Below are 20832 nucleotides of genomic sequence, written 5' to 3' on the forward strand. Positions count from 1 at the left end.
TAACTGGCTCTTCACAATCGACGGTGTAAGGCACGGTGCGGTGGTCGGCGCGTCGGTGACTGGATAGGGGTCGAGGTCTCCCGAGGATGAAGGTTCCTACACGCCTCATCCGGAAGACCTCGACGTGCCTGACGCTACCGCGCCGGCGGGCTTCGCCCGTCCTGACCTGACCTCGTTCTGCCGTCTCGAGGAGCTCGGGCTGGAGGTGACCGGTCAACGCCTTGAGCCTGACCGGGCCGTGCTGGCCTGCCGGGTTCTCGAGCTGGATCGGTGGTGCCGGCGCTGCGGGTGCGAGGGGGCGCCCCGGGACACCCTGACCAGGGAGTTGGCGCATGAGCCGTTCGGCTGGCGGCCCACGACGTTGCTCGTGACGCTCCGCCGCTACCGGTGCACCGGGTGCGGGCACGTGTGGCGCCAGGACACGACGGCGGCGGCGCAGCCGCGGGCCAAGCTCTCCCGTCGCGGGCTACGGTGGGCGCTGGAGGCGATCGTGTGTCAGCACCTGAGCGTGGCCCGGGTCGCTGAAGGGCTCGGGGTCGCGTGGAACACCGCGAACGACGCGGTCCTGGCCGAGGGCCAGCGTGTCCTGATCGCGGACCCGGCCCGATTCGAGGGCGTGAGGGCCGTCGGGGTCGATGAGCACGTGTGGCGCCACACCAGGCGCGGCGACAAATACGTCACCGTGGTCATCGACCTGACTGGGATCCGTGATGGGACCGGGCCGGCACGGCTGCTCGACATGGTCCTGGGCCGCTCGAAGCAGGCGTTCAAGCAGTGGCTGACCGACCGGCCACAGGCTTGGCGTGACCGGGTGGAGGTCGTCGCGATGGACGGGTTCACCGGGTTCAAGACCGCCACCAGCGAGGAGCTGCCCGACGCGGTCGCCGTGATGGACCCCTTCCACGTCGTCCGGTTGGCCGGTGACGCCYTGGACCGGTGCCGCCGCCGGGTCCAGCAAGAGCTTCATGGTCACCGCGGCCGCTCCGGTGACCCGCTCTACGCCGCCCGGCGGACCCTGCACACCGGGTCCGGTCTGCTCACCGACAAACAGCAGGACCGGCTCTCAGCGCTGTTCGCGGTCGCGGAGCACGTCGAGGTCGAGGCCACGTGGGGCATCTACCAGCGGATGATCGGTGCCTACCGCGAGCCCGACCGGACCCGAGGACGCGAGCTCATGACCGCACTGATCGCATCCCTCAGCGCCGGCGTTCCCGCCGCGCTGACCGAGCTGATCACCCTCGGGCGGACCTTGAGGAAGAGAGCCGCCGACGTGCTGGCCTACTTCGACCGGCCCGGCACCAGCAACGGCCCGACCGAGGCCATCAACGGCCGCCTCGAACACCTCCGCGGCTCAGCCCTGGGGTTCCGCAACCTCACCAACTACATCGCCCGATGCCTCCTAGAAGCAGGCGGATTCAGACGCCGACTACACCCTGAATTGTGATGAGCCATTCTCCCCTGAATTCTTTTTGATGCGACCCTGAAAAGGCTTGCCGTTCGCGGCGCGCCATCGTGACAGCCACGGCTCGCAGTAGGCATGAGACGCGCCGTTCAGAACTAGAAGAACTCCCATCGTCGAACCACAGGCACAGGGAATGGTCCGATCCATCCGAGGCGGGACTGCCTGCAGGTCTGGATCAGCTGCACGGCAGAATGTGTGGCTCGGTCCGTCGTCGACGACAAGGAGAACAACCCAGTGAGCATGGAGGTGAGCGGGCTGGTGAAGGCGCCGTCGATCGAGCACCGCATCGCGGAGGAGCTCGGCGTCCGGGACGGGCAGGTGACCGCCGCCGTCGGACTGCTCGACAGCGGGTCGACCGTCCCCTTCGTGGCGCGCTATCGCAAGGAGGTCACTGGCGGCCTCGACGACGCGCAGCTGCGCACCCTCGAGGAGCGCCTCGGCTACCTCCGCGAGCTCGAGGAGCGGCGCGCGGCCGTGCTGGCATCCGTCGAGGAGCAGGGCAAGCTCGACGACGCGCTCCGTGCGCAGATCCTCGCCGCCGAGACGAGGGCACGCCTCGAGGACATCTACCTGCCGTTCAAGCCGAAGCGCCGGACCAAGGCCCAGATCGCCCGGGAGGCAGGCCTCGAGCCGCTCGCAGACCTTCTCCTCGGCTCACCCGACACCGAACCAGCAGCTGCCGCAGCCGGATTCGTCGACGCCGGCCGCGAGGTGGCAGACGTTGCCGCCGCGCTCGACGGAGCCCGCGCCATTCTTGTCGAGCGCTTCGCCGAGGACGCCGACCTCATCGGCGACCTGCGTGAGCGCGTCTGGAGGCAGGGGCACATCGGCTCCCACGTGCGCTCCGGGAAGGAGGAGGAGGGCGCGAAGTTCTCCGACTACTTCGACTTCTCCGAGCCGCTCTCCAAGCTCCCGTCCCACCGCATCCTCGCCCTCTTCCGAGGGGAGAAGGAGGACGTCCTCTCCCTCGAGATCGTCCCCGACGACCCGGCGGCCGCGCAGCAGCCCGGCCCCACGGCATACGAGCGCGCCATCGCGCGCCGCTTCGGCATCGAGAACGCCGGGCGCCCCGCCGACCAGTGGTTGGCCGACACCGTGCGCTGGGCGTGGCGCACGAAGATCCTCGTCCACCTCGGCATCGACGCCCGTATGCAGCTGCGCCGCGCCGCCGAGGAGGAGGCGGTACGCGTGTTCGCCGCCAACCTGCGCGACCTGCTGCTCGCTGCCCCCGCCGGCGCACGCGCCACGATGGGCCTCGACCCGGGCTTCCGCACCGGAGTCAAGGTCGCGCTCGTCGACGGGACGGGCCGCGTCGTCGCGACCGAGGTCATCTACCCGCACGTCCCGCAGCACCAGTGGGACCGCTCGCTCGCCACACTGGCCCGCCTGGCCAAGGAGCACTCGGTCGACCTCATCGCCATCGGCAACGGCACCGCCTCGCGCGAGACCGACCGCCTCGCCGCCGACCTCATCAAGGCCCACCCGGAGCTCAAGCTGACGTCGGCCGTCGTCTCGGAGGCGGGCGCCTCGGTCTACTCCGCGTCGGCGTTCGCCTCCCAGGAGCTACCGGGGATGGACGTGTCGCTGCGCGGCGCCGTCTCGATCGCCCGGCGCCTGCAGGACCCGCTCGCCGAGCTCGTCAAGATCGACCCGAAGTCGATCGGCGTCGGGCAGTACCAGCACGACATCAGCCAGACCGCCCTCTCGCGTTCCCTCGACGCCGTCGTCGAGGACTGCGTCAACGCGGTCGGCGTCGACGTCAACACCGCCTCTGCTCCCCTGCTGACCCGCGTCTCGGGCATCACCCCGGGTCTCGCCGACAGCATCGTCGCGCACCGCGACGCGGTCGGGCCCTTCCGCACGCGCAAGGCGCTCAAGGACGTGCCGCGCCTCGGACCCAAGGCGTTCGAGCTTGCCGCCGGCTTCCTGCGCATCCCGGGAGGCGAGGACCCCCTCGACGCGTCAGCCGTGCACCCGGAGGCCTACCCCGTGGTGCGTCGGATGCTCGAGTCGACCGGGCAGAAGCTCACGTCGCTCATCGGCAACACGACTGCCCTGCAGGCCATTCGGCCGACCGACTACGTCGATGACACCTTCGGCCTACCCACGGTGACCGACATCATCAGCGAGCTCGACAAGCCGGGGCGCGACCCGCGACCGACCTTCAAGACAGCCACCTTCAAGGAGGGCGTCGAGGAGATCAAGCACCTCAAGCCGGGCATGACGCTCGAGGGCGTCGTCACCAACGTCGCAGCATTCGGGGCCTTCATCGACATCGGCGTGCACCAGGACGGGCTGGCCCACGTGTCGGCACTGTCGAGGAACTTCGTGCGTGACCCGCGGGAGGTGGTCAAGCCCGGCGACGTCGTCATGGTGAAGGTGCTCGACGTCGACATCCCGCGCAAGCGCATCTCCCTCACCCTGCGTCTGGACGACGAGGTGACGTCGGGTGGGCCCAAGGAGCGCGGCGGACAGGGTGCACCGGGTGGGCGGTCCCGGGGAGGCCAGTCCCGGGGCGGTCAGGCACGTGGCGGCCAGTCTCGCGGGAGCCAGGGCTCAGCGGGCCAGGGCAACCGCGCCGGCCGAGTCGAGGCGCCCGCCAGCGGCGCCATGGCCGAGGCTCTCCGACGAGCGGGCTACCAGGGGTGACGACACCGGCGGCCTACTCCGGGGACGACTTCTACTGCGACGTGGCCCTCACGGACATCGCGGCCCTCGACGTCGTCGTCGAGACGCCGACGGTGCTGCGCTGACGGGCCGGCACCTCCCGCTCTGCGGCGGGAGTCAGTCGTCGGGGCCGGCCCGGTGGAAGACTGCTTCGACGTTGTTGCCGTCGGGGTCGCGCACGAAGGCGCCGTAGTAGCCGGGGTGGTACTCCGGCCACAGCCGCGGCTCGTGCAGCGACTCGGCGCCGAGCTCGAGCGCCTTGGCGTGGAAGGCCCGCACCGCCTCGACGCTCTCGGCCTGGAAGGCGCAGTGCATCTCGCGGTTGGGTCCGCCCCCCTCCCACCGGGTGATCCAGAAGTCGGGGTGCCCGTCGGACCCGTATCCGATGGCCATCCCGACGTCCATCTGCCGGCTGTAGCCGAGGACACCGAGCACCGCGTCGTAGAAGCGGGCACTGGCGTCGAAGTCCGCACAGTTGATGCCGAAGTGGTCGATCATCATCCGAGCGTAGGCGGGAAGAGGTCGCGCCGAGGCATTGTCATCCGGGCCAGTCTTTGGTCGACTGTCTGTGGTGGGTCCGGCCCATCAGGGGCCGGTCCGCACGACCCGGAGGTGCCCATGAGCAGTTCAACGCAGTCGATCCCCGAGAACGCAGAGGACGCCGAGCTCGAGGGGTCTCCTGCGGGTGTGCACTCGACGCTGACCGTCGGTGCGCCGGTCGACCAGGTCTGGCGTCACCTGATCAGCCCCCGCGGCACGGAAGCCCTCCTCGGCCCCGGCGTCACCCTGGGCAGCAAGGGTGAGTCGTGGCACAGCACCGACGGAACGCACGGGGTCGTCCGCAGCTACCACCCGATGGAACAGGTACGCGTGTCGTGGCACCCCCATGAGGACGGTCCGCTCAGCATCCTCGACCTCCAGCTCAGGCCCGACGGAGACGGCACCCGCGTCGACCTCTACCACGAGGGTGAGGGCATCGCGGAGGACGGCGCCGGCGACAAGTCGCGCTGGGACGCCGCCCTCGGACGCTTTGCCCAGACGCTTGCCTGATTCCTTGGCTCCCTGGTGAGTTCGTCTCTCCTCACAGGGCTCTCGTCAGCAGAAACCGTGGTCAGCGCACGACCATGACCGGGCACTCTGCGTCGTGGATGACGCGGTGGCTGACGGACCCGAGCAGCATGCCGGTGAAGCCGCCGTGCCCGCGGGATCCGACGACGATCAGCCCTGCCGTCGCCCCGAGGTCGGCGAGCGACTGTCCCGGGGACCCGTAGAGCACCTCGGTCGTGACGATCACCTTCGGGTGCAGCGCCCGGACGCGATTGGCCGCGCGCGTCACCGACTGCTCGGCGTGGTCCCGGATCGCGTGGGTCTCCTCCGTGCCACCCTTGGCGGTCTCGGCGTAGGTCCAGGCCTCCATCGACGGCGAGTGGGCGACGCGGACGATGTGCAGCACGGCACCTTCGCGTTCGGCGACCTCGACGGCGGCGTCGACGGCCCGAACCGAGGCATCCGAGTCGTCGACGCCGACGACGACGTCGTGCCCGCGACCGGGCCGCGGCGGGATGGGCACGTCGTCGGGCGTCTCACCCCCCGGCCCACGCACGACCACGACGGGGCACTGGGCGTGCGCCGCGACGGCATACGACGTGGAGCCGAGCAGCCCCGCGAGCAGGCGGCCGCGTCCGCGACTGCCGACGACGAGGAGCTCGGCGTCCCGCGACGCATCGACGAGCTGGGCTGCGGCGCTCCCGAGCCAGTACTGCGTCTCGACCTGCGAGGCGTCGAGCGTCGTGCTGGCACGCTCCGCACCCTCATCCACGAGCGCCTTGGCGGCATGCTCGAGTGAGGGTTCGAGCTCGGAGAAGTCCATCGCCGGGAACCCCGGAGTGCCGGCCAGGTTGACGCTGTGCACGAGGGTCAGGTGCTTGCCCTGCTGACGTGCCGTCTCTGCGGCCCACCCGACGGCGAGCTGTGACGCCACCGAACCGTCGTAGCCGACGACGATGCCGTACGTGGTCGGTGCCTGGGCGTTCATCGTGCACCCCTTCACTGGGTCCCGGGACCGGGCCACTGCTCCGGCCATCTCCATCCTCCCGCCAGGGGGAACGTGACGGGGTCGGTTTGTGAGCACTCAGACAGGGGCCCGACGGCGTCGTGGCTCGTGGCCGCTAGGCGTCGTTCTTCCGCGCTGCAGCGGTGGCCCTGTCGTTCGCCTTCTGGATCGCCTCGACGAGCTCGCCCTTGGTCATCCGCGAGCGCCCGCGCACGTCCAGCCGTTTCGCGACGTCGAGCAGGTGGGCTTTCGACGCGTTCGCGTCGACACCTCCCGCAGAGTCACCGTCGCCTCCGGCGCGCGCCGCCGCTCCCCTACGGGCTGCCTGCGGGTCGCTCGGGCCCTTGTGGTCCTTCTCCTCCCAGTGGTCTCCGACCTTCTCGAAGGAGTGCTTGAGGGAGGCGAAGGCCGTCCGATGGGCACGCTCGCCCTCGCCGTACTCCTCGACCGCGGAGTCATGCGTGGCCAGCCACGTCTCCTGCGCCTTCTTCGACGACCGCTCGAGGGTGGACAACAGCTCGGTCCTCGACGGCGTGGTCGAACGCTTCTGTGCAGGCATGACGAGCCTCCTCGGCTTCTCGCGCGGCACCCATTCGCCGCGCGTGCAGTGGCAACGTACCCACGGTGAAGCCCGACAACGTCTGATTGCTCCCGATGTGTTGCGCGTCGTGCCCGAGGGGGTACGAGTTCACGCGGTGAGGACGTGACGCACGAGGACGTGAGCCACGCAGCACGCCCTGACCCGACGGTTCACAAGCGATTCGGATCGAAGGAGTTGGGATGAGCGAAGCTGTCGCACAACGCACGGACGGCGCCATCAGGAGTCTGGTGCCCGCCCGCATGGACCGGCTCCCGTGGACGAAGTTCCACTGGTCGGTCGTCTTCGGGCTCGGGGTGTCCTGGATCCTCGACGGGCTCGAGATCCAGATCGTGTCCGAGTCCGGCTTCCAGAAGTCGCTCGGCATGTCGGCCGCCCAGGTGGGACTCACCGGCACCGTCTACCTCGTCGGCCAGGTCGTCGGAGCGCTGACGTTCGGTCGGCTCACCGACCGGCTCGGGCGCCGCAAGCTCTTCATCATCACGTTGGTCATCTACCTGGTGGGCTCGGGCCTGGCCGGTCTGTCCCCGAACATGTGGTTCCTCTGGGTGTGCCGGTTCGTCGCCGGCATGGGTATCGGCGGCGAGTACACCGCGATCAACTCGGCCATCGACGAGCTCATCCCGGCGCACTTCCGTGGCCGCGTCGACATCGCGATCAACGGCACCTACTGGTTGGGCGCGTTCTTCGGCGCCCTCGCCAACCTCTACCTGCTCAACCCCGACAACGTCGCCGAGAACATCGGCTGGCGTCTGGCCTTCTTCATCGGCCCGCTGCTCGGTCTGTCGATCATCTGGCTGCGCCGGCACATCCCGGAGAGCCCGCGCTGGCTGCTCACCCACGGGCGCGGCGACGAGGCGGAGCGCACCGTCGACGAGATCGAGGAGCGCGTGCGCCGCGAGGGCGGCGAGATCCCGGAGGTCGACGAGAGCAAGGCGATCCTCGTCAAGGCCGAGGACCGGATGGGCGCCAAGGTGCTGTGGGACGTCTTCGTGCACCGGTACGGTCGCCGCACGGTGCTCGGCCTCACGATGATGGTGACGCAGTCGTTCCTCTACAACGCGATCTTCTTCACCTACGCGCTCGTCCTGACGAACTTCTACGGCATCAGCAAGGCCAACACCTCGCTCTACTTCCTGCCGTTTGCGCTCGGCAACCTGCTCGGGCCGCTGCTGCTGGGCCACTTCTTCGACACGATCGGTCGTCGCAAGATGATCTTCGGCACGTACACGATCGCCGGGGTCGTGCTGCTCGCGTCGGCCTGGGCGTTCCACGCCGAGATCCTCAACGCGACGACGCACACCATTTTCTGGTGCGTGGCGTTCTTCTTCGCCTCGGCCGGCGCGTCCGCGGCGTACCTCACGGTGAGCGAGATCTTCCCGCTCGAGGTACGCGGCCAGGCGATCAGCTACTTCTTCGTCGTCGCCCAGTGCGCGGGGGCGATCGCGCCCGTGCTCTACGGCGCCCTCATCGGGGACGGCAAGGACCGGGTGCCGCTGACCTGGGGCTACGTCGCCGGGGCCGTCATCATGATCTTCGGCGGCATCGTGGCCCTGGTGATCGGCATCGACGCTGAACGCAAGTCGCTCGAGGACGTCGCGGACCCGCTGAGCAAGGTCTCGGAGGAGTCGGGGGCGGTGGCGTGAACGTCGCGGACCTCGGCCGGGCCCACACCATCGTCGTCGGGGTGAGTCCCACCAGCGGCTCCCCCGGCGCCCTGCGCTGGGCGGTCGAAGAGGCGTCCCTGCGCGGTGGGCGCGTGGTGGCGGTGCGTGCCTGGCGGCCGCACGCCCCCGAGACCGCCACCGGCGGTCGGGTGCCGTCCGTCGTCTCGGACGACAGCGCTCGGGGCGTCGAGGAGTCGAGGCTCGCCGAGGACGTCGCGCACGTGCTCGGCCACGACCACCTCGTCCAGACGCGCGTCGTCGCGGGAAAGCGGCGCGCGGTCCTTGCCGAAGAGAGCCGTTCGGCCGATCTCATCGTCATCGATGCCGGCCGGTCCACCGAGGTCGGGGCGCGCTGGCTCGGCAGCCGGCTCGCGCGGGCCTCGCACTGTCCCGTCGTCGTCGTGCCGCCTGCGCTGGGGGGCCGAAGCTCGAGCGCATTCGGCGCAGCCGCCAGTCGGTTGGGTCATTCGGTCGAGCGCGCCGCGGGAACCGCAGGAAGACCGGGCTTCCAGCACCCGCCGTCGCCCTGACGCTCCGCTCCGCGCACCGCGGTCGTATGCCGTGTGGCCCGGTCTCGGGACCCGAATCCCCTGCGAGCTGCCGCGGATTCGGCCCGAGACCCGACCGGGCGTGGATCACGGGTGTGAGTCATCGGGCGCGGGTCAGTGGACGAGCATGACCGGGCAGGTCGCGTCGTGGACGATCCGGTACGGCGCGGTCCCGACCAGGACAGCGCCGACCCAGCCCCGGTGGGGAGCCCCGATGACGAGCAGCCCGCAGTCGCGGCTCGTCCCGGTGAGCGCGTCGACCGGGTCGCCGTACAGCGTCTGTGTCGCAACGGCCAGGTCCGGGTGCGTCAGGCCCAAGGCGGCGACGGCATACGGACTCGTCGGGGGCTCGGCGCCGTCCGAGGGACCGGCTGCGTCCGGCGGCAGGACGGTCACGAGGCGTAGCCGCGCGGAGCAACCAGCAGCGATCCTCGCTGCGGCAGAGACGATCCGCTCCATCCGGTTCGCGTGGGCCTCGCCCGTGCCCTGGGTCAGGGCGCAGACGACTTCGCACTCCGGCCCCGGCACCGGGACGTCGCGGCGAGTCCCGGGAGCCGAGTGCCCGAGGTCGTGGAGCACGACCACCGGGGAGTAGGCGCGGGCGGCCACCCCGGACGAGACCGAGCCGATGAGAGCGCTTCGGGCCCGGCCCCGTCCCCGGGTGCCGAGGACGACGAGGTCCGCTGTCATCGACGCGTCGACCAGCTCGCCCACCGGACCACCGAAGGCGTGTACCGCGCGGACCTGCGATCGAGCCAGTGGTCGACCGGGCCACGTCGACGGACCGCCGACCATCGTCTCCGCCACCATCTCGAGCGACGGGCTCAACGGTCGCGGCGCGGAGCCTCGACGTCTGCGCACGACGTCCAGGTCGACGGCGTGAACGATCTTGAGGCCGTCACCGAGGGCGTGGGAGACGGCTGCGGCCCAGACGAGGGCTCGCTGGGAGGCGGCCGAACCGTCGTAGCCCACGACCATCTGACCACCGGCGGAGCTCGGAGTGTGCATCGCAAACCTTGTGGGGCCAGTCGAATCGGGCCCAGCTCGAGATCAGTGGATGACCATGACCGGGCACGGAGCGTCGTGCACCACACGATGGCTGACCGACCCGAGGAGCATCCCCGTGAAGCCGCCGTGCCCGCGCGAGCCCATCACGACGAGGCCGGCCCTGACGTCGACCGCGTAGGCAGCGATTGCCACGCCGGCCCCGCCGCCGAGGACGTTCGTGTGCACGTCGAGACCGGGGTGTGCGCGCCGTGCGTCGTCGGCGACGTTTCGCAGCGTCTGACCGACGTGACGGTGCATCTCGTCGATCATCTCCTCACGTCCCACAATCGTGTCGGACTCCGGCCACGCCTCCAGACCACCGACGTTGTCGACCGCCACCACGTGCAGCGGCGCCTGCGCGGCGGCAGCGACCTGGATGGCGGTCTCCAGCGCCTTCTGGGAGCTCTTCGAGTCGTCGAAGGCCATGACGATCGGATGCGAAGGACCCGCGTGGACGACCGTGTCGCCACGGACGACGACCGCGGGGCATCGGGCGTGGGCGGTCACGGCATACGAGGTCGAGCCGAGCAGGCCACCGGAGATGGCGCCGTGCCCGCGGGAGCCGGTCACGACGAGATCAGCCTGGGACGACGCGCCGACGAGCTCCGCGGCTGCGCTCCCGATGACGCTGAGCGGGCGGACGTCGTCGCGGTCCAACGTCTTCGCAGCGATGTCGACGGCCTCGGCCAGGACGCCGCGCGCCATCTCGTCGTACGCGTGCGCCTGCACTCCCGGGTCGTAGGCGCGGAAGGTCGGGGTCATGTTCAGGCCGACGCAGTGGAGCAGGGTGAGCGGGCGTTCGTCGCGCTTCGCGGTCTCGATGGCCCAGTCGAGGGCCAGCCGCGACCCCGGGGACCCGTCGTAGCCCACGACGATCCCGTGGCTCGTGGTCTCGTTCGCCCCGCTGACTGCGGCGTTCATCGCTCTCCCCTTCCCGTGCGGTCGGGGCCGCATGTACCGGGCCCCTTCCATCGTCCCGCGCCAGGGCGCATTCGGGGGCGACTTGTGACAGCCCAGACAGCCTGCCCGGACAGCCCGTTCGGAGAGGCCGATGGCGGGGCCGGGTCCGGCCCCGCCATCGGTCTGATGTCAGGTGGGGTGTCAGGTGGGGTGTCAGGTCGAACGTCGGGCAGGCGTCACTTGCCGATGAGCACGCTCACTGACGTGTTGTCGGTGCACTCGGGGATCTCGCGGATGGCCCATCGGCCGCGGAGCCCGTTGCCGGCGAAGTTGGACTCGGCGTCGCGGTGCTCGACCTCACCCTCCGAGGCCGTCCACCCGCGGGTCGAGTAGGCGCGCTGCATGTCGGCGAGCGTCTGCGTGAACGGCTTGGAGGAGACGGCGGTGACGACGGTCCGCCCAGCGCTCCGGGCCTCGACACCGGTCACGACGTACCCGTCAGGCACCGTGGCCTGCACCGGGAAGGAGGCCGGCAGGTCCACCGGCTTCGCATCCTTGGCGCACACCACAGCCGCCGACGTCGCGCTCGAGCCGGGCGCCGCCATCGCAGCCTCCATCTCGTCCGTGCCGCACCCGCCGAGAGCGACACAGGCCCCGAGCGCGGTCACGGCGAGGAGAGCCGCACGTGGTGCGGCTCCCCGGCTCGGGCCGCTCACCGGACCACCTGCGTCTGCCGACGGTTGTCGGACTCGTTCGACTCGCGGATGCGTCCGTCCGGGTCGGCGACGACGACCACCGTGTGAGTGCCCTTGCCGAGCCGCACCCCCGGGAAGGCGACAGCCGTCGACCCGCCGGCCGCGACGTCGACCGGCGCAGCCGTGGCGACGTTGACGCCGTCGACGAGGAGTCGGGTCGTGACCCCTCGCGCCGACGCCTTGCCGGTGTTCGCCACCGTCGTCGACGTGGCGTACAGCCCGCCCGACCGGGTGACAGACACCGTCGTCGGGGTCAGGTTGGGCAGGGCGTCGTAGGCGGCATACAGCGTGTTGCCCGACTGCTGACGGGCGATGGTGGCGTACGCGTCGAAGTTCTGGGCACCGCCGGGCTGGGTGCAGGCGCCGGTGCAGCCGTCGGCGTAGCCGACCTCGACCCGACCGGTCCGGTCGACGGTGGCGTCCATGAAGTCGAGCAGGTTGCGGTCGTTGCCGCACGTCGTGCCGCCCGTGCAGATGGAGCCGCGCTGGACCGGGTCGCTCGGCGTCGTGTCGACCGTGGCCCAACTCTTGCCACCGTCGTAGGTCGTCGAGACGTAGAGGTGCCAGACGCCCTTGAAGTTCGTCGCGTCCTGGTAGTTGCCGGGCGTCGTCGTCCCGATGAAGGCGAACGAGGCGCGGTCGTCGTCACCGGCCACGACGACCGGGAACACGGTGTTGTGCACGCCGAGGCTCGCACCGACGTTCTGGTCGTCCGTCCACGTCTTGCCCTTGTCGCGGCTCACGGCGACGCGGGGCGTGCCGTCCGCGGCCTGGTAGCCCATGTAGACGGTGCCCTTGGCGCCGACGCCGACGCTCGGGTCGGAGTCACCCGCCGTGCTGGCCGGGTCCTTGCGGACGGACCAGGTCGTGCCACCGTCCTCCGAGACGGCGACGGCCTGCTTGCCGCCGCACGACTTGTTGGGGACGTAGACGGTGCCGTCGTTCGGGGCGACCTTGACGTGCCCGTGCAGCCCACCGCAGTCGAGGAGGGAGTACATCGGGATGGCTGGTCCGAAGGTCACGCCGCCGTCGTGGCTCGATGCGCAGTTGGCGTCGGCGATGTCCTGGCTGCAGTAGTAGACGGCGTTCGGGTAGGTCGACGTGGGAAGAGCGCCGACGCCGTTGGGCGAGTAGCGGCCGCCGCCGACCGTCTGGTGGTCGACGCCGGAGTTGAGGCCGCCGCCCTGGCTGGGTGACCACGTCTTGCCCTCGTCGTCCGAGTAGCACATGAGTGAGATCTTGCCCGCGAGCTGGCTCTCGAAGACGCGACCGGTCTTGGCATCGGTGAACCCGATGGGGTCCAGTGACGTCGAGCCGCCCGTGGCGCAGCCGTTGGCGGGCTTGGCCGAGACGTCGGACCACGTGACCTTCGACGGGGTGACGCTGTCGTCCCACGTGGCCTTGTACGTGTCGTAGAGAGCCTGGTAGAAGGTCGACCCCGTCGAGTGGCTGCTGCCGATCGACGGCTCACCCGCGTCGTGGGCGCGGGCGAACGACGACGGTGCGCCGTACTGGCTGAACGTGGGCGGCGTCGCGGTGCTCGGAGCGGGGTTCGCGGGCACGTCCGTGAGGGTGGCGGTCCCGGTGATGGACTCCCCGAGTGGGGCGTAGGGCACGACCCGCACGGTGAAGTCACCGCTCGTCGGGGCGGTGACGATGACCTCGGGGTCCGAGCTCGAGGCGGACGACGCGACGACCGCGCCGGTCGGGTCCAGGAGGTAGACGTCGAAGTCGGCCGCCGCGTTCTGCCAGCCGACCTTGATCGTCAGCTGATGCGTGTCGCCGTAGCCGGCCGGGGTCGCGACGTGCAGCGCGAAGTCGTCGCACAGGTCGGGGCCGCACGTGACGCCCCCCGTCGCCCCCGTGACGTTGGGGGCCACGAAGGGACCCGCGCCCCATTGGACGGAGGTACTCGTGTCGGACACCGTCCCCGAGGTCGGCGTCGCAGCGAGGGCGGGAGCTGCCACTCCGACAGCCGCCACCAGGGCGGTCGCGGTGAGGAGCGGGAGAGCTCGTGAACGGGTTCTTCTCAACAAGGTCGGCAGCATGTGCGCAACTCCTGGATCCGGTACAGCAGGACACCCCGAGACATCGGGTCGAATGACCGTCGAGCGACGACAGGCGTCCTCGCTCGACGGCTCAACGAGTCGGGTCCGGGGTGGGCTACGGACCGGAAGGTCAAGAGTCGGTCAGGAGAGGCTGGGAGTCGGCTGGATGGTGCCTGAGCCCGTGGCGCCAAGTCCGCCGCAAGCCGGCCCGCGCGGGCGAGCAACCGCCTAGCGTCGAACCATGGAGACGCGGTCTCGGAGCCCTGGACGGGTTCGGGCCGGCGGTGTCGAGCGGGCCACTCCGAACGATCTCACCACCCTGGCCAGCGACCGAGGGGCCGTGCCGATGAACATCGCCGCGGTCCTCGTCGTCGACGGTGGGTCGCTCCTGGACAAGGCTGAGGTGGCCCGAGCGATCGACGTCGGCGCGGCAGCGGTGCCACGGCTGAGAGAGCGCCTGCGTCCTGCGCCGTTCCTCTGCGGCCGGCCGTACTGGGTCCGCGATGACGACTATCGCGTCGACCGGCACCTGGGCTTCAGCCGGGTCGACACCGATGACGCGCTCTGGCAGCTGGCGGGAGACCTGGTGTGCCGCAGGCTCCCCCGCGACCGTCCGCTCTGGGGCGCTCACTGGGTCACCGGCCTGGCGGCTGACCGGGCAGCCCTCGTCCTGGTGGCTCACCACGTCCTCGCCGACGGGATCGGCGGCCTCGCGGCGCTGGCCGCGATCACGGACGCCACGAGTGGGCTGACCCGTCCAAACCCGCTGCCGACCAGCACCGCCCACACGCGACGCGCCCTGGCCGCCGAGGCCTGGGGCTCGCACCTGGCCGCCGTGACTTCCGTGCCGTCCCTGGTCGCGCGCGCCCGCTCGGCCCGGGCCGGGATGCGCGACCTGGGCCTACGCGGCACCCGCCCCCGCCTCTGCGCGAGGACGTCCCTCAACCGCCCCACCGGACCGCATCGGCGGCTCTCCCTGGTCGAGGTGCCCGTGACCACTGTGGTCCGCGCCGCCCACCGGCGCGGCGTCACCGTCAACGACATCGTCCTGACGGCCGTTTCCGAGGCGATGGGCGCCACCCTCGCCGAGCGCGACGAACACGTCGACTCGCTGGTCCTGTCGGTGCCCTACTCGGCGCGCTCGTCGGCGCAGGCCACTCGGCTCGGCAACGAGAGCGGAGTCGTCCCGTTCCGCATCCCGCTCGACGTGGACGTGCAGACCCGGCTCGACACGGTTGCACGCCTGTCGCGCGATCAGCGCTCGCGTCCGCGCGCAGCCTCGGCCGCTCCGCTCGGTGTCGCCTTCCGGGGCCTCGCCAGGCTCGGCGCCCTCCAGTGGTTCGTGAACCACCAGAGACTCGTCAACTCGTTCGTCACGAACGTCCGCGGCCCTGCGACGCCGTGGCGCTTCTGCGGGTGCACCGTCAGCCGGCTGGTCCCGGTCGCCGTGACCCCCGGAAACGTCGCCGTCACCTTCGACGTCCTTTCGTATGCCGGGACGCTGGGCATCACCGTCGTCACCGATCCCGAGGTGGTGCCCGACGACACACCGCTCATCGCACACCTTCGGGAAGGGCTGGCCTCACTCGTCGAGTGAGCCGTCCGGCGGTCAGCCGGCGGACTGCTCCACAGCAGTGGCCGCGGCGAGGATCGCGGCGGCGGCGACGTCGATGTCGGACTCGGTGGTCGTGGCGTTCGACACCGAGATGCGGATCAGCCGGCGGCCGTGCCAGGTCGTGCCTCCGACCCAGCACGTGCCGTCGCGCTGGACGGCGTCGATCACCCCATCGATGCGTGCCGGGTCCCCGATGCTGACGAGGACCTGGTTGAGGACGACGTCGTTGTGGATCGTCGCGCCACCGGACTCGAGCCGACGGGCCATCCGACGGGCAAGGTCACAGCAACGGTCCACGAGCTCGGTAAGGCCGTCCGAACCGAGCTCACGCAGCGCGGCCCACACCGCGAATCCCCTTGCCCTCCTGGATGACTCGGGCGTGAGGTCGCCCAGAACAGGGTCGGAGACGGAGCCGGACCCGGTGAGGTACGCCGCGGCATACGACATCGTTGCGGCATGCAGCGACGCGTCCGCGCAGAACGCGAGGCCGCAGTCGTAGGGGACGTTGAGCCACTTGTGGGCGTCCGTGCCCCAGGAGTCGGCGAGCTCGATGCCGGCGACGAGATGGGCGGTCCGAGGGCTCGCCGCCGCCCACAGTCCGAAGGCGCCGTCGACATGGACCCACGCTCCGTGCTCGTGGGCCAGCGTCGTGGCCGTCCGGAGGTCGTCACAGGCGCCGGTGTTCACGTTGCCCGCCTGGAGACAGACGATGACGGGCCCGGAGAGGGAGTCGAGAGCTGTACGGAGCCGGTCCACGTCGATGGCGCCCTGCGCGGTGGCTGCGACGGGTTCGATGCTGCGCGTGCCGAAGCCGAGCAGCCGGGCTGCGCGGTCGATCGTCGCATGCCGATCCTCGCTCGCGACGATCGCGACTCGTGGTGCCCCGAAGAGACCGTCGCGCGCGACGTCCCATCCGACGTTAGCGAGCACGCGCTGACGTCCGACCGCGAGGCCGACCGTGTTGGCAGCCTGGGCGCCCGTGACGAAGCCGACGGATGCCGACCCGGGTAGCCCCAGCAGCTGCTTCGTCCACGTTGCTGCGGCTCGCTCCGCGGCCGCGGCAGCCGGTGACAGGACCTCGTTGTACGCACACTGGTCCCAGCCGGCGGCGAGCATGTCGGCCGCGGTCGCAGCGGGCGATGCGCCTCCGATGACGAAGCCGAAGAACCGCGGCCCGACGGTGCCGACGAGACCAGGACTCGCCGCAGCGATGAGGGCGCCGACGACGCGATCGGGGTGGGTCGGCCCAGTCGGTAGCGGGCCGCCGAAGGCCGCATCGAGCGATCCCTGATCGGGCGAAGGGTGCACCGGCCGGTCTGCCACCGCGGCTCGGTGGCGGGCGGCCTCGGCGGCAGCGCGAGTGAAGAGCTGGTGCAGGTCAACGTCCATCTCCCGCACGCTCCTCCGCAGCTCCGGGCAGACGCAAGAGGCGGGCGCGCCTTGAGGCTGGGAGGGTCGTCCCGTTCGCCGCCCAGACCGGGCCGCGAATCTACCTGGGAACGCTTGACCATTTAGTCGAACATGTGTTCTACAATGGATTATGGACGGGACAGGGGAAGTGGCGGGCATGGCGTCGCTCGGCGCCGCCCACACGGGCGAGGCAGTCGTCGATCTCGACCGTCTCGCCGGCCTGTTCCGGATCCGCGCAGAGAGTCGCACCCCGGTTCGGCAGCGCGACCTCCCGCTGCTCGAGCGCACCCTGCGCAAGCAGGTGGCCGAGTCCCTGCTCACCCACGTGATGCCGGCGCTCGTGAGCGAGCTGCTCGAGGCCGTCGCCGACGACCTGACATCCGTTGCCCCGGACGAGGCTCGATCAGAGCTCGAGGCCGAGGCTGATGCCGAGCTGCGAGTCGTCGAGTCGGTCGAGCGGTGCAAGGCGGTCCTGGACGCCGTCGGCCTGGAGGCCCTGGCTCGCCTGCGCTCGACCATCGAGTCGAGCGAGCTGGCGCGCTTCGCCGATCTCGGTCGGACGAAACCGCCCGGATGGATCGACGCCGACGAGCTGACGGCCATGGAGGTCTGCACGGCGACCGGGCTCGGCACGCATGACGTGCGCGCGCGCCTGGCCCTCGCCACCGCGGGCACGCCGGGTGCCGCATCGTTGCGGAGTCGTCTTCAGCGAGGTGCGGTGACTCTCCACCGCGCCTGCACGATCCAGTCCGAGATCGCCGCGTTGCCCGTCGAGTGCGGCCCTGACGTCGTCGACGCCGTCCTTCGGCCCAAGGACGGTGCGCCGCCCTCCCCCACTCTCTTCCGTCAGCGACTGACCCGCGCATGCCTGGCTGCCGACCGCGAGGCTGCCGACCGCCGACGCAGGGCGCGGCGCCGGCGTGGTGCTCACGCGCAGATCGACCGCGACGGCTTCGGGGTGCTCAACCTCGTCAACGACGCGGACAAGGTCATCGCCGCGATGGAGCGCGTCGACGCCATTGCCCGCGCCGCCCGACAGGCAGGTGATCCCCGCGACCTCGACTCGCTCCGCGCCGACGTCATCACCGACATCCTCATGTTCGGCTGGCCCGAGAGCGCCGCCGTCCCCGGTGCGGCTCCGGGTTCGCCGGCCGGGCCCGACCACGCGTCCCAACGCGTCAGTGAGTGGTTCACCCGTCTGGGGCGGCGGCCGGCGGCCGCCATCACGCTCGTCATCCCGTGGACGACGGCCGTCGGCCTCACCGGTGCGCCTTGCGAGGTCGTCGGCCACGGATGGGTCACAGCCGACCATGCCCGTCAGATCATGCTCAACGACGACTCGACGTGGCGCCGCCTCCGCGTCGACGCCGAGACTGGAGCCGCCCTGCACCTCCAGACGCGCGCCTACCGGCCGACTGCGGCGATGCGGGCGCACGTCGAGGCGGTCGACGGCACCTGCCGCGCGCCAGGCTGCACGGTCCCAGCCGCTCGGTGCGACCTCGACCACGACATCCCATGGCCACACGGCCCGACAGAGGTCGCGAACCTCACCAGCAAGCACCGGGCGCACCACAACCTGCACACCAACGGGCACTGGTTCGTGGGGCGCGACGGCGATCGAGTTCGATGGCGCACCAAGGCCGCCCGCATCTACGACACCTGCCCGAAGGATTGGCTCGAGGCGGTCCGCGACGAAGCAAGGGCGCCCTCCACCCGGAAGGGCAGTACCTCATCGTCGAGGTCTCTGGGGAACGATCACCCGCCTTTCTGACCATCCCCTTCGGCGTCAGGAAACCGCCGAGAGCGGTTCGGGGAGCCTGAAGACGCCATCGGCCGTCGCGAGGTAGTAGCCGAGCAGGTCGACGTCATGGTCGGCACACCGGTCGATCGCCATCTGGTGCCACGCTCGATCGGTGTCGTTCGGCGCGGTCCCATGCGGTCGCCCTCGGCCGATGAGGACCGCGCCGTCGTTCCCGGCCACGAGCGGCAGCAGCATGTCGAGCAGCTGGGCGAAGCCGCCGGCCTCGGCATCGGGCGGCACGTCATGCAGCACGACCGGCTGGATGCCTCGGTCCTCGGAGTCGCAGATCATGACGGCGACGCACCCGGCTGCCCGGTCCGCGTCGCTGATGATGAGGTCGATGACGTCCGCTGCGACGCGTCGGTTGGTCAGAGGGATCTCGTTGGCCCGAGGGGGCAGGTCTTCGAAGGTCATGGCCGCCATGGTCGTCCGGTGGGCCGCCGGCCCGTCGAAGTTGTCCCCAGCCTGTTCAGGCTTCGACGACGAAGATCAGCAGATGCCGAGTCGGTGCGCCACCTGGTCGCCGCCGATCTCGCGGATGAAGCCGGGCTCGCCGACCACGACGAGCTCGTCCGTGGCACGGGACATGCCGACGTAGAGCATCTCGCGTGCGCGATCGGTGTTCTTCGCGTTGACGCAGAGCACGACGGCCCGACGCTCGAGGCCCTTGCAGCCGAGGACGTGGCCGTAGAAGACATCGTCGTTGTCCCAGAAGGAGCGCCAGTAGCCGACGTGTCCGTCGGCCTCCTGCCGCTCGACCTGCGCGGGGTGGCGTGATCCCATGGTCAGCAGCGCCACGTGTTGCGGCTGCCAGCCCTCCTCGAGGAGCAGGTCCACCTGGTCGTCGGAGCTGCTGATCGCATCCTCGCGAGCGCACGGCACGAAGCGGACGTCGGCGCCCGGCCCCCCGCGCAGGTGCATCCGCATGGGGGCGAGCGGCCCGAACGCCCGAGCGATCTGCTGGGTGTTGCGCAAGTTGTGGTCGAGCACCAGCGGGACGAGCGGCACCGGTGGTTGACCGAAACGGGCGAAGATCCGCTGGTTCTCGTCCGAGTAGACGTAGAGGCCGCCCTCGTCCTCGTCGCGCAGCGCCTTCATCAGCGGGTGCCACCAGTGGTCGGCGAAGTCCTGTGCTTCGTCGACGATCACGGCATCGAACTTCTTGCCGTCAGACAGGCCTGCGGCGATCTCGGTCATGCGCGCCGCCAGGTCTCGCTCCCAGAAGACGGCGTCGTTGCGGTCGTGCGACGCCGTGTCGATGCCCCACTCGTTGGCGAGGTCCTCGAACGACCCCACGAACGCGGGTCGGTGGTGGCGCGGCACCCCGGCGAGCTGTCGCTTGAAGTACTGCGAGAGCCCGATCGAGTAGCAGACGAGAGCGACACGCTGCGACCTGCGCTCTCCCTGCCCGCGGGTCAGGTCCTTGGCCTGGGTGAGGGCGAGGATCGTCTTGCCGCTGCCGGCTCCCCCGCGGATCTCCATCCGGTTGATGAGCCGGGTCACCGATAGGAGGGCGGCCTGCTCCTGCGTCAGGCGGTCCGCGACAGCCTCGCGGTCGTCGGCCTCGGCGGCCACGTCGTGGAGGGGGAGGCTCCGTCCGGCCAGGATCTCGACGACGAGGTCGAGGTCGTCCTCATCCGGGCGACGACACGCGGTCTCCTGCCGAGCCACGACGTCGCGCAGTCGCTCGGCGAGGTGGTCGAGGTCGCCCCTGCCCGAGATGGTCCACCGAGGACAGTCCGGCGTGGCGAAGTCGTCCGCGAGATCGCTGAAGGGCAAGACGATCGCGTGGCCCCACCGGATGCGCCGACGGGACGAGTCGCGCCACCGGGGGTCGCGCTCGACGTACTCACGCAGGGCGTACTTGCCGTCGCGGGCCTGGTCAACGGGATGGACGAGGTTGTCCCGCCGGTTGCCCTGGCGCCACTGCCCCTGCTCGTCGACCCAGACCGACCCGCCCTTGACCTCGACGACGACGACGCCCTCGCCTGGCATGAGCACGACGAGGTCGAGCTCATGGTCCTTCTTCGCGGTCGTCAGCCGCTGGTTGGCCAGCACGATCCAGTCGGCGTCCTTCTGCCGTTGCAGCAGGTCCCACACGACCCGCTCCGACTCGTGCGCGAAGCGCGGTGTCTCCCCCGTGACCCTGACCATGGCGCGACGCTAGCCGCTCGGGGTGACACGGAGGGCGTATGCCGTCCGGCGCGTCCCAGCGGAACGCGGCGGACGGCATACGCCCTCGGTGGTGATGCCCTGCTCAG

General features: G+C 70.6%; 17 protein-coding genes. 7 read left to right on the forward strand and 10 right to left on the reverse strand.

All coding sequences use genetic code 11. From position 1 onward, the window contains the following. The first annotated feature begins 124 nt into the window (after positions 1–124). Complete coding sequence (locus AB4030_RS20650) at positions 125–1444, forward strand: ISL3 family transposase (protein ID WP_442281077.1); 1320 nt, start codon at positions 125–127, stop codon at positions 1442–1444. A 258-nt stretch (positions 1445–1702) separates the two neighbouring features. Continuing rightward, complete coding sequence (locus AB4030_RS20655; RefSeq protein WP_442281115.1) at positions 1703–4111, forward strand: Tex family protein; 2409 nt, start codon at positions 1703–1705, stop codon at positions 4109–4111. A gap of 135 nt (positions 4112–4246) precedes the next feature. On the opposite strand, the gene AB4030_RS20660 is transcribed toward AB4030_RS20655, so the two are convergent. Continuing rightward, a complete protein-coding gene (locus tag AB4030_RS20660) occupies positions 4247–4627 on the reverse strand; it encodes a VOC family protein (RefSeq protein ID WP_442281078.1) in 381 nt (126 codons plus the stop codon). 120 nt (positions 4628–4747) lie between these two features. On the opposite strand from AB4030_RS20660, the gene AB4030_RS20665 reads away from it, so the two are divergent. Then, positions 4748–5179 (forward strand): SRPBCC family protein, encoded by a 432-nt coding sequence (locus tag AB4030_RS20665; RefSeq protein ID WP_442281079.1) that lies wholly within the window; start codon positions 4748–4750, stop codon positions 5177–5179. 61 nt (positions 5180–5240) lie between these two features. Here the strand turns inward: AB4030_RS20665 and AB4030_RS20670 are convergent, their stop codons facing one another. Next, entirely contained in the window at positions 5241–6164 is a 924-nt protein-coding gene (locus tag AB4030_RS20670; protein ID WP_442281080.1) for a universal stress protein, read from the reverse strand. Between the two features lie 133 nt (positions 6165–6297). Beyond that, a complete protein-coding gene (locus AB4030_RS20675; RefSeq protein WP_442281081.1) occupies positions 6298–6741 on the reverse strand; it encodes a ChaB family protein in 444 nt (147 codons plus the stop codon). A 221-nt stretch (positions 6742–6962) separates the two neighbouring features. Here AB4030_RS20675 and AB4030_RS20680 point away from each other — a divergent pair, with 221 nt between their 5' ends. Then, on the forward strand, positions 6963–8426 hold the full coding sequence (locus AB4030_RS20680; RefSeq protein WP_442281082.1) for an MFS transporter: 1464 nt from the start codon (positions 6963–6965) through the stop codon (positions 8424–8426). Continuing rightward, positions 8423–8977 (forward strand): universal stress protein, encoded by a 555-nt coding sequence (locus tag AB4030_RS20685; RefSeq protein ID WP_442281083.1) that lies wholly within the window; start codon positions 8423–8425, stop codon positions 8975–8977. Before AB4030_RS20680 ends, AB4030_RS20685 begins: the two co-directional genes overlap by 4 nt. 132 nt (positions 8978–9109) lie before the next feature. On the opposite strand, the gene AB4030_RS20690 is transcribed toward AB4030_RS20685, so the two are convergent. From AB4030_RS20690 to AB4030_RS20705, 4 genes are all read right to left on the reverse strand, one after another. After that, entirely contained in the window at positions 9110–10003 is an 894-nt protein-coding gene (locus tag AB4030_RS20690) for a universal stress protein (RefSeq protein WP_442281084.1), read from the reverse strand. A gap of 42 nt (positions 10004–10045) precedes the next feature. Next, positions 10046–10963 (reverse strand): universal stress protein, encoded by a 918-nt coding sequence (locus tag AB4030_RS20695; RefSeq protein ID WP_442281085.1) that lies wholly within the window; start codon positions 10961–10963, stop codon positions 10046–10048. 215 nt (positions 10964–11178) lie between these two features. Further along, positions 11179–11658 carry a hypothetical protein gene (locus AB4030_RS20700; RefSeq protein WP_442281086.1) on the reverse strand — a complete coding sequence of 160 codons (480 nt, stop codon included), beginning with the start codon at positions 11656–11658 and terminating at the stop codon, positions 11179–11181. Beyond that, positions 11655–13577, reverse strand: a complete 1923-nt coding sequence (locus tag AB4030_RS20705) for a CARDB domain-containing protein (protein WP_442281087.1) — start codon at positions 13575–13577, stop codon at positions 11655–11657. The genes AB4030_RS20700 and AB4030_RS20705 overlap by 4 nt, the downstream gene beginning before the upstream one ends. 409 nt (positions 13578–13986) lie before the next feature. On the opposite strand from AB4030_RS20705, the gene AB4030_RS20710 reads away from it, so the two are divergent. Beyond that, the gene (locus AB4030_RS20710; protein ID WP_442281088.1) at positions 13987–15342 is read left to right on the forward strand and encodes a wax ester/triacylglycerol synthase domain-containing protein; all 1356 of its coding nucleotides are present in this window, start codon (positions 13987–13989) and stop codon (positions 15340–15342) included. A 12-nt stretch (positions 15343–15354) separates the two neighbouring features. On the opposite strand, the gene AB4030_RS20715 is transcribed toward AB4030_RS20710, so the two are convergent. Then, positions 15355–16749 (reverse strand): pyridoxal phosphate-dependent decarboxylase family protein, encoded by a 1395-nt coding sequence (locus AB4030_RS20715; RefSeq protein ID WP_442281089.1) that lies wholly within the window; start codon positions 16747–16749, stop codon positions 15355–15357. A gap of 178 nt (positions 16750–16927) precedes the next feature. Here AB4030_RS20715 and AB4030_RS20720 point away from each other — a divergent pair, with 178 nt between their 5' ends. Beyond that, positions 16928–18541 (forward strand): HNH endonuclease signature motif containing protein, encoded by a 1614-nt coding sequence (locus AB4030_RS20720; RefSeq protein ID WP_442281090.1) that lies wholly within the window; start codon positions 16928–16930, stop codon positions 18539–18541. A gap of 15 nt (positions 18542–18556) precedes the next feature. On the opposite strand, the gene AB4030_RS20725 is transcribed toward AB4030_RS20720, so the two are convergent. Further along, a complete protein-coding gene (locus tag AB4030_RS20725) occupies positions 18557–18985 on the reverse strand; it encodes a hypothetical protein (RefSeq protein ID WP_442281091.1) in 429 nt (142 codons plus the stop codon). Positions 18986–19060: 75 nt separating this feature from the next. Then, positions 19061–20725: an NERD domain-containing protein gene (locus AB4030_RS20730; RefSeq protein ID WP_442281092.1), complete on the reverse strand. Its 1665-nt coding sequence runs from the start codon at positions 20723–20725 to the stop codon at positions 19061–19063. Positions 20726–20832: the final 107 nt, after the last annotated feature.

The organism is Terrabacter sp. 2YAF2 (assembly GCF_052114705.1).
GTDB lineage: Bacteria > Actinomycetota > Actinomycetes > Actinomycetales > Dermatophilaceae > Terrabacter.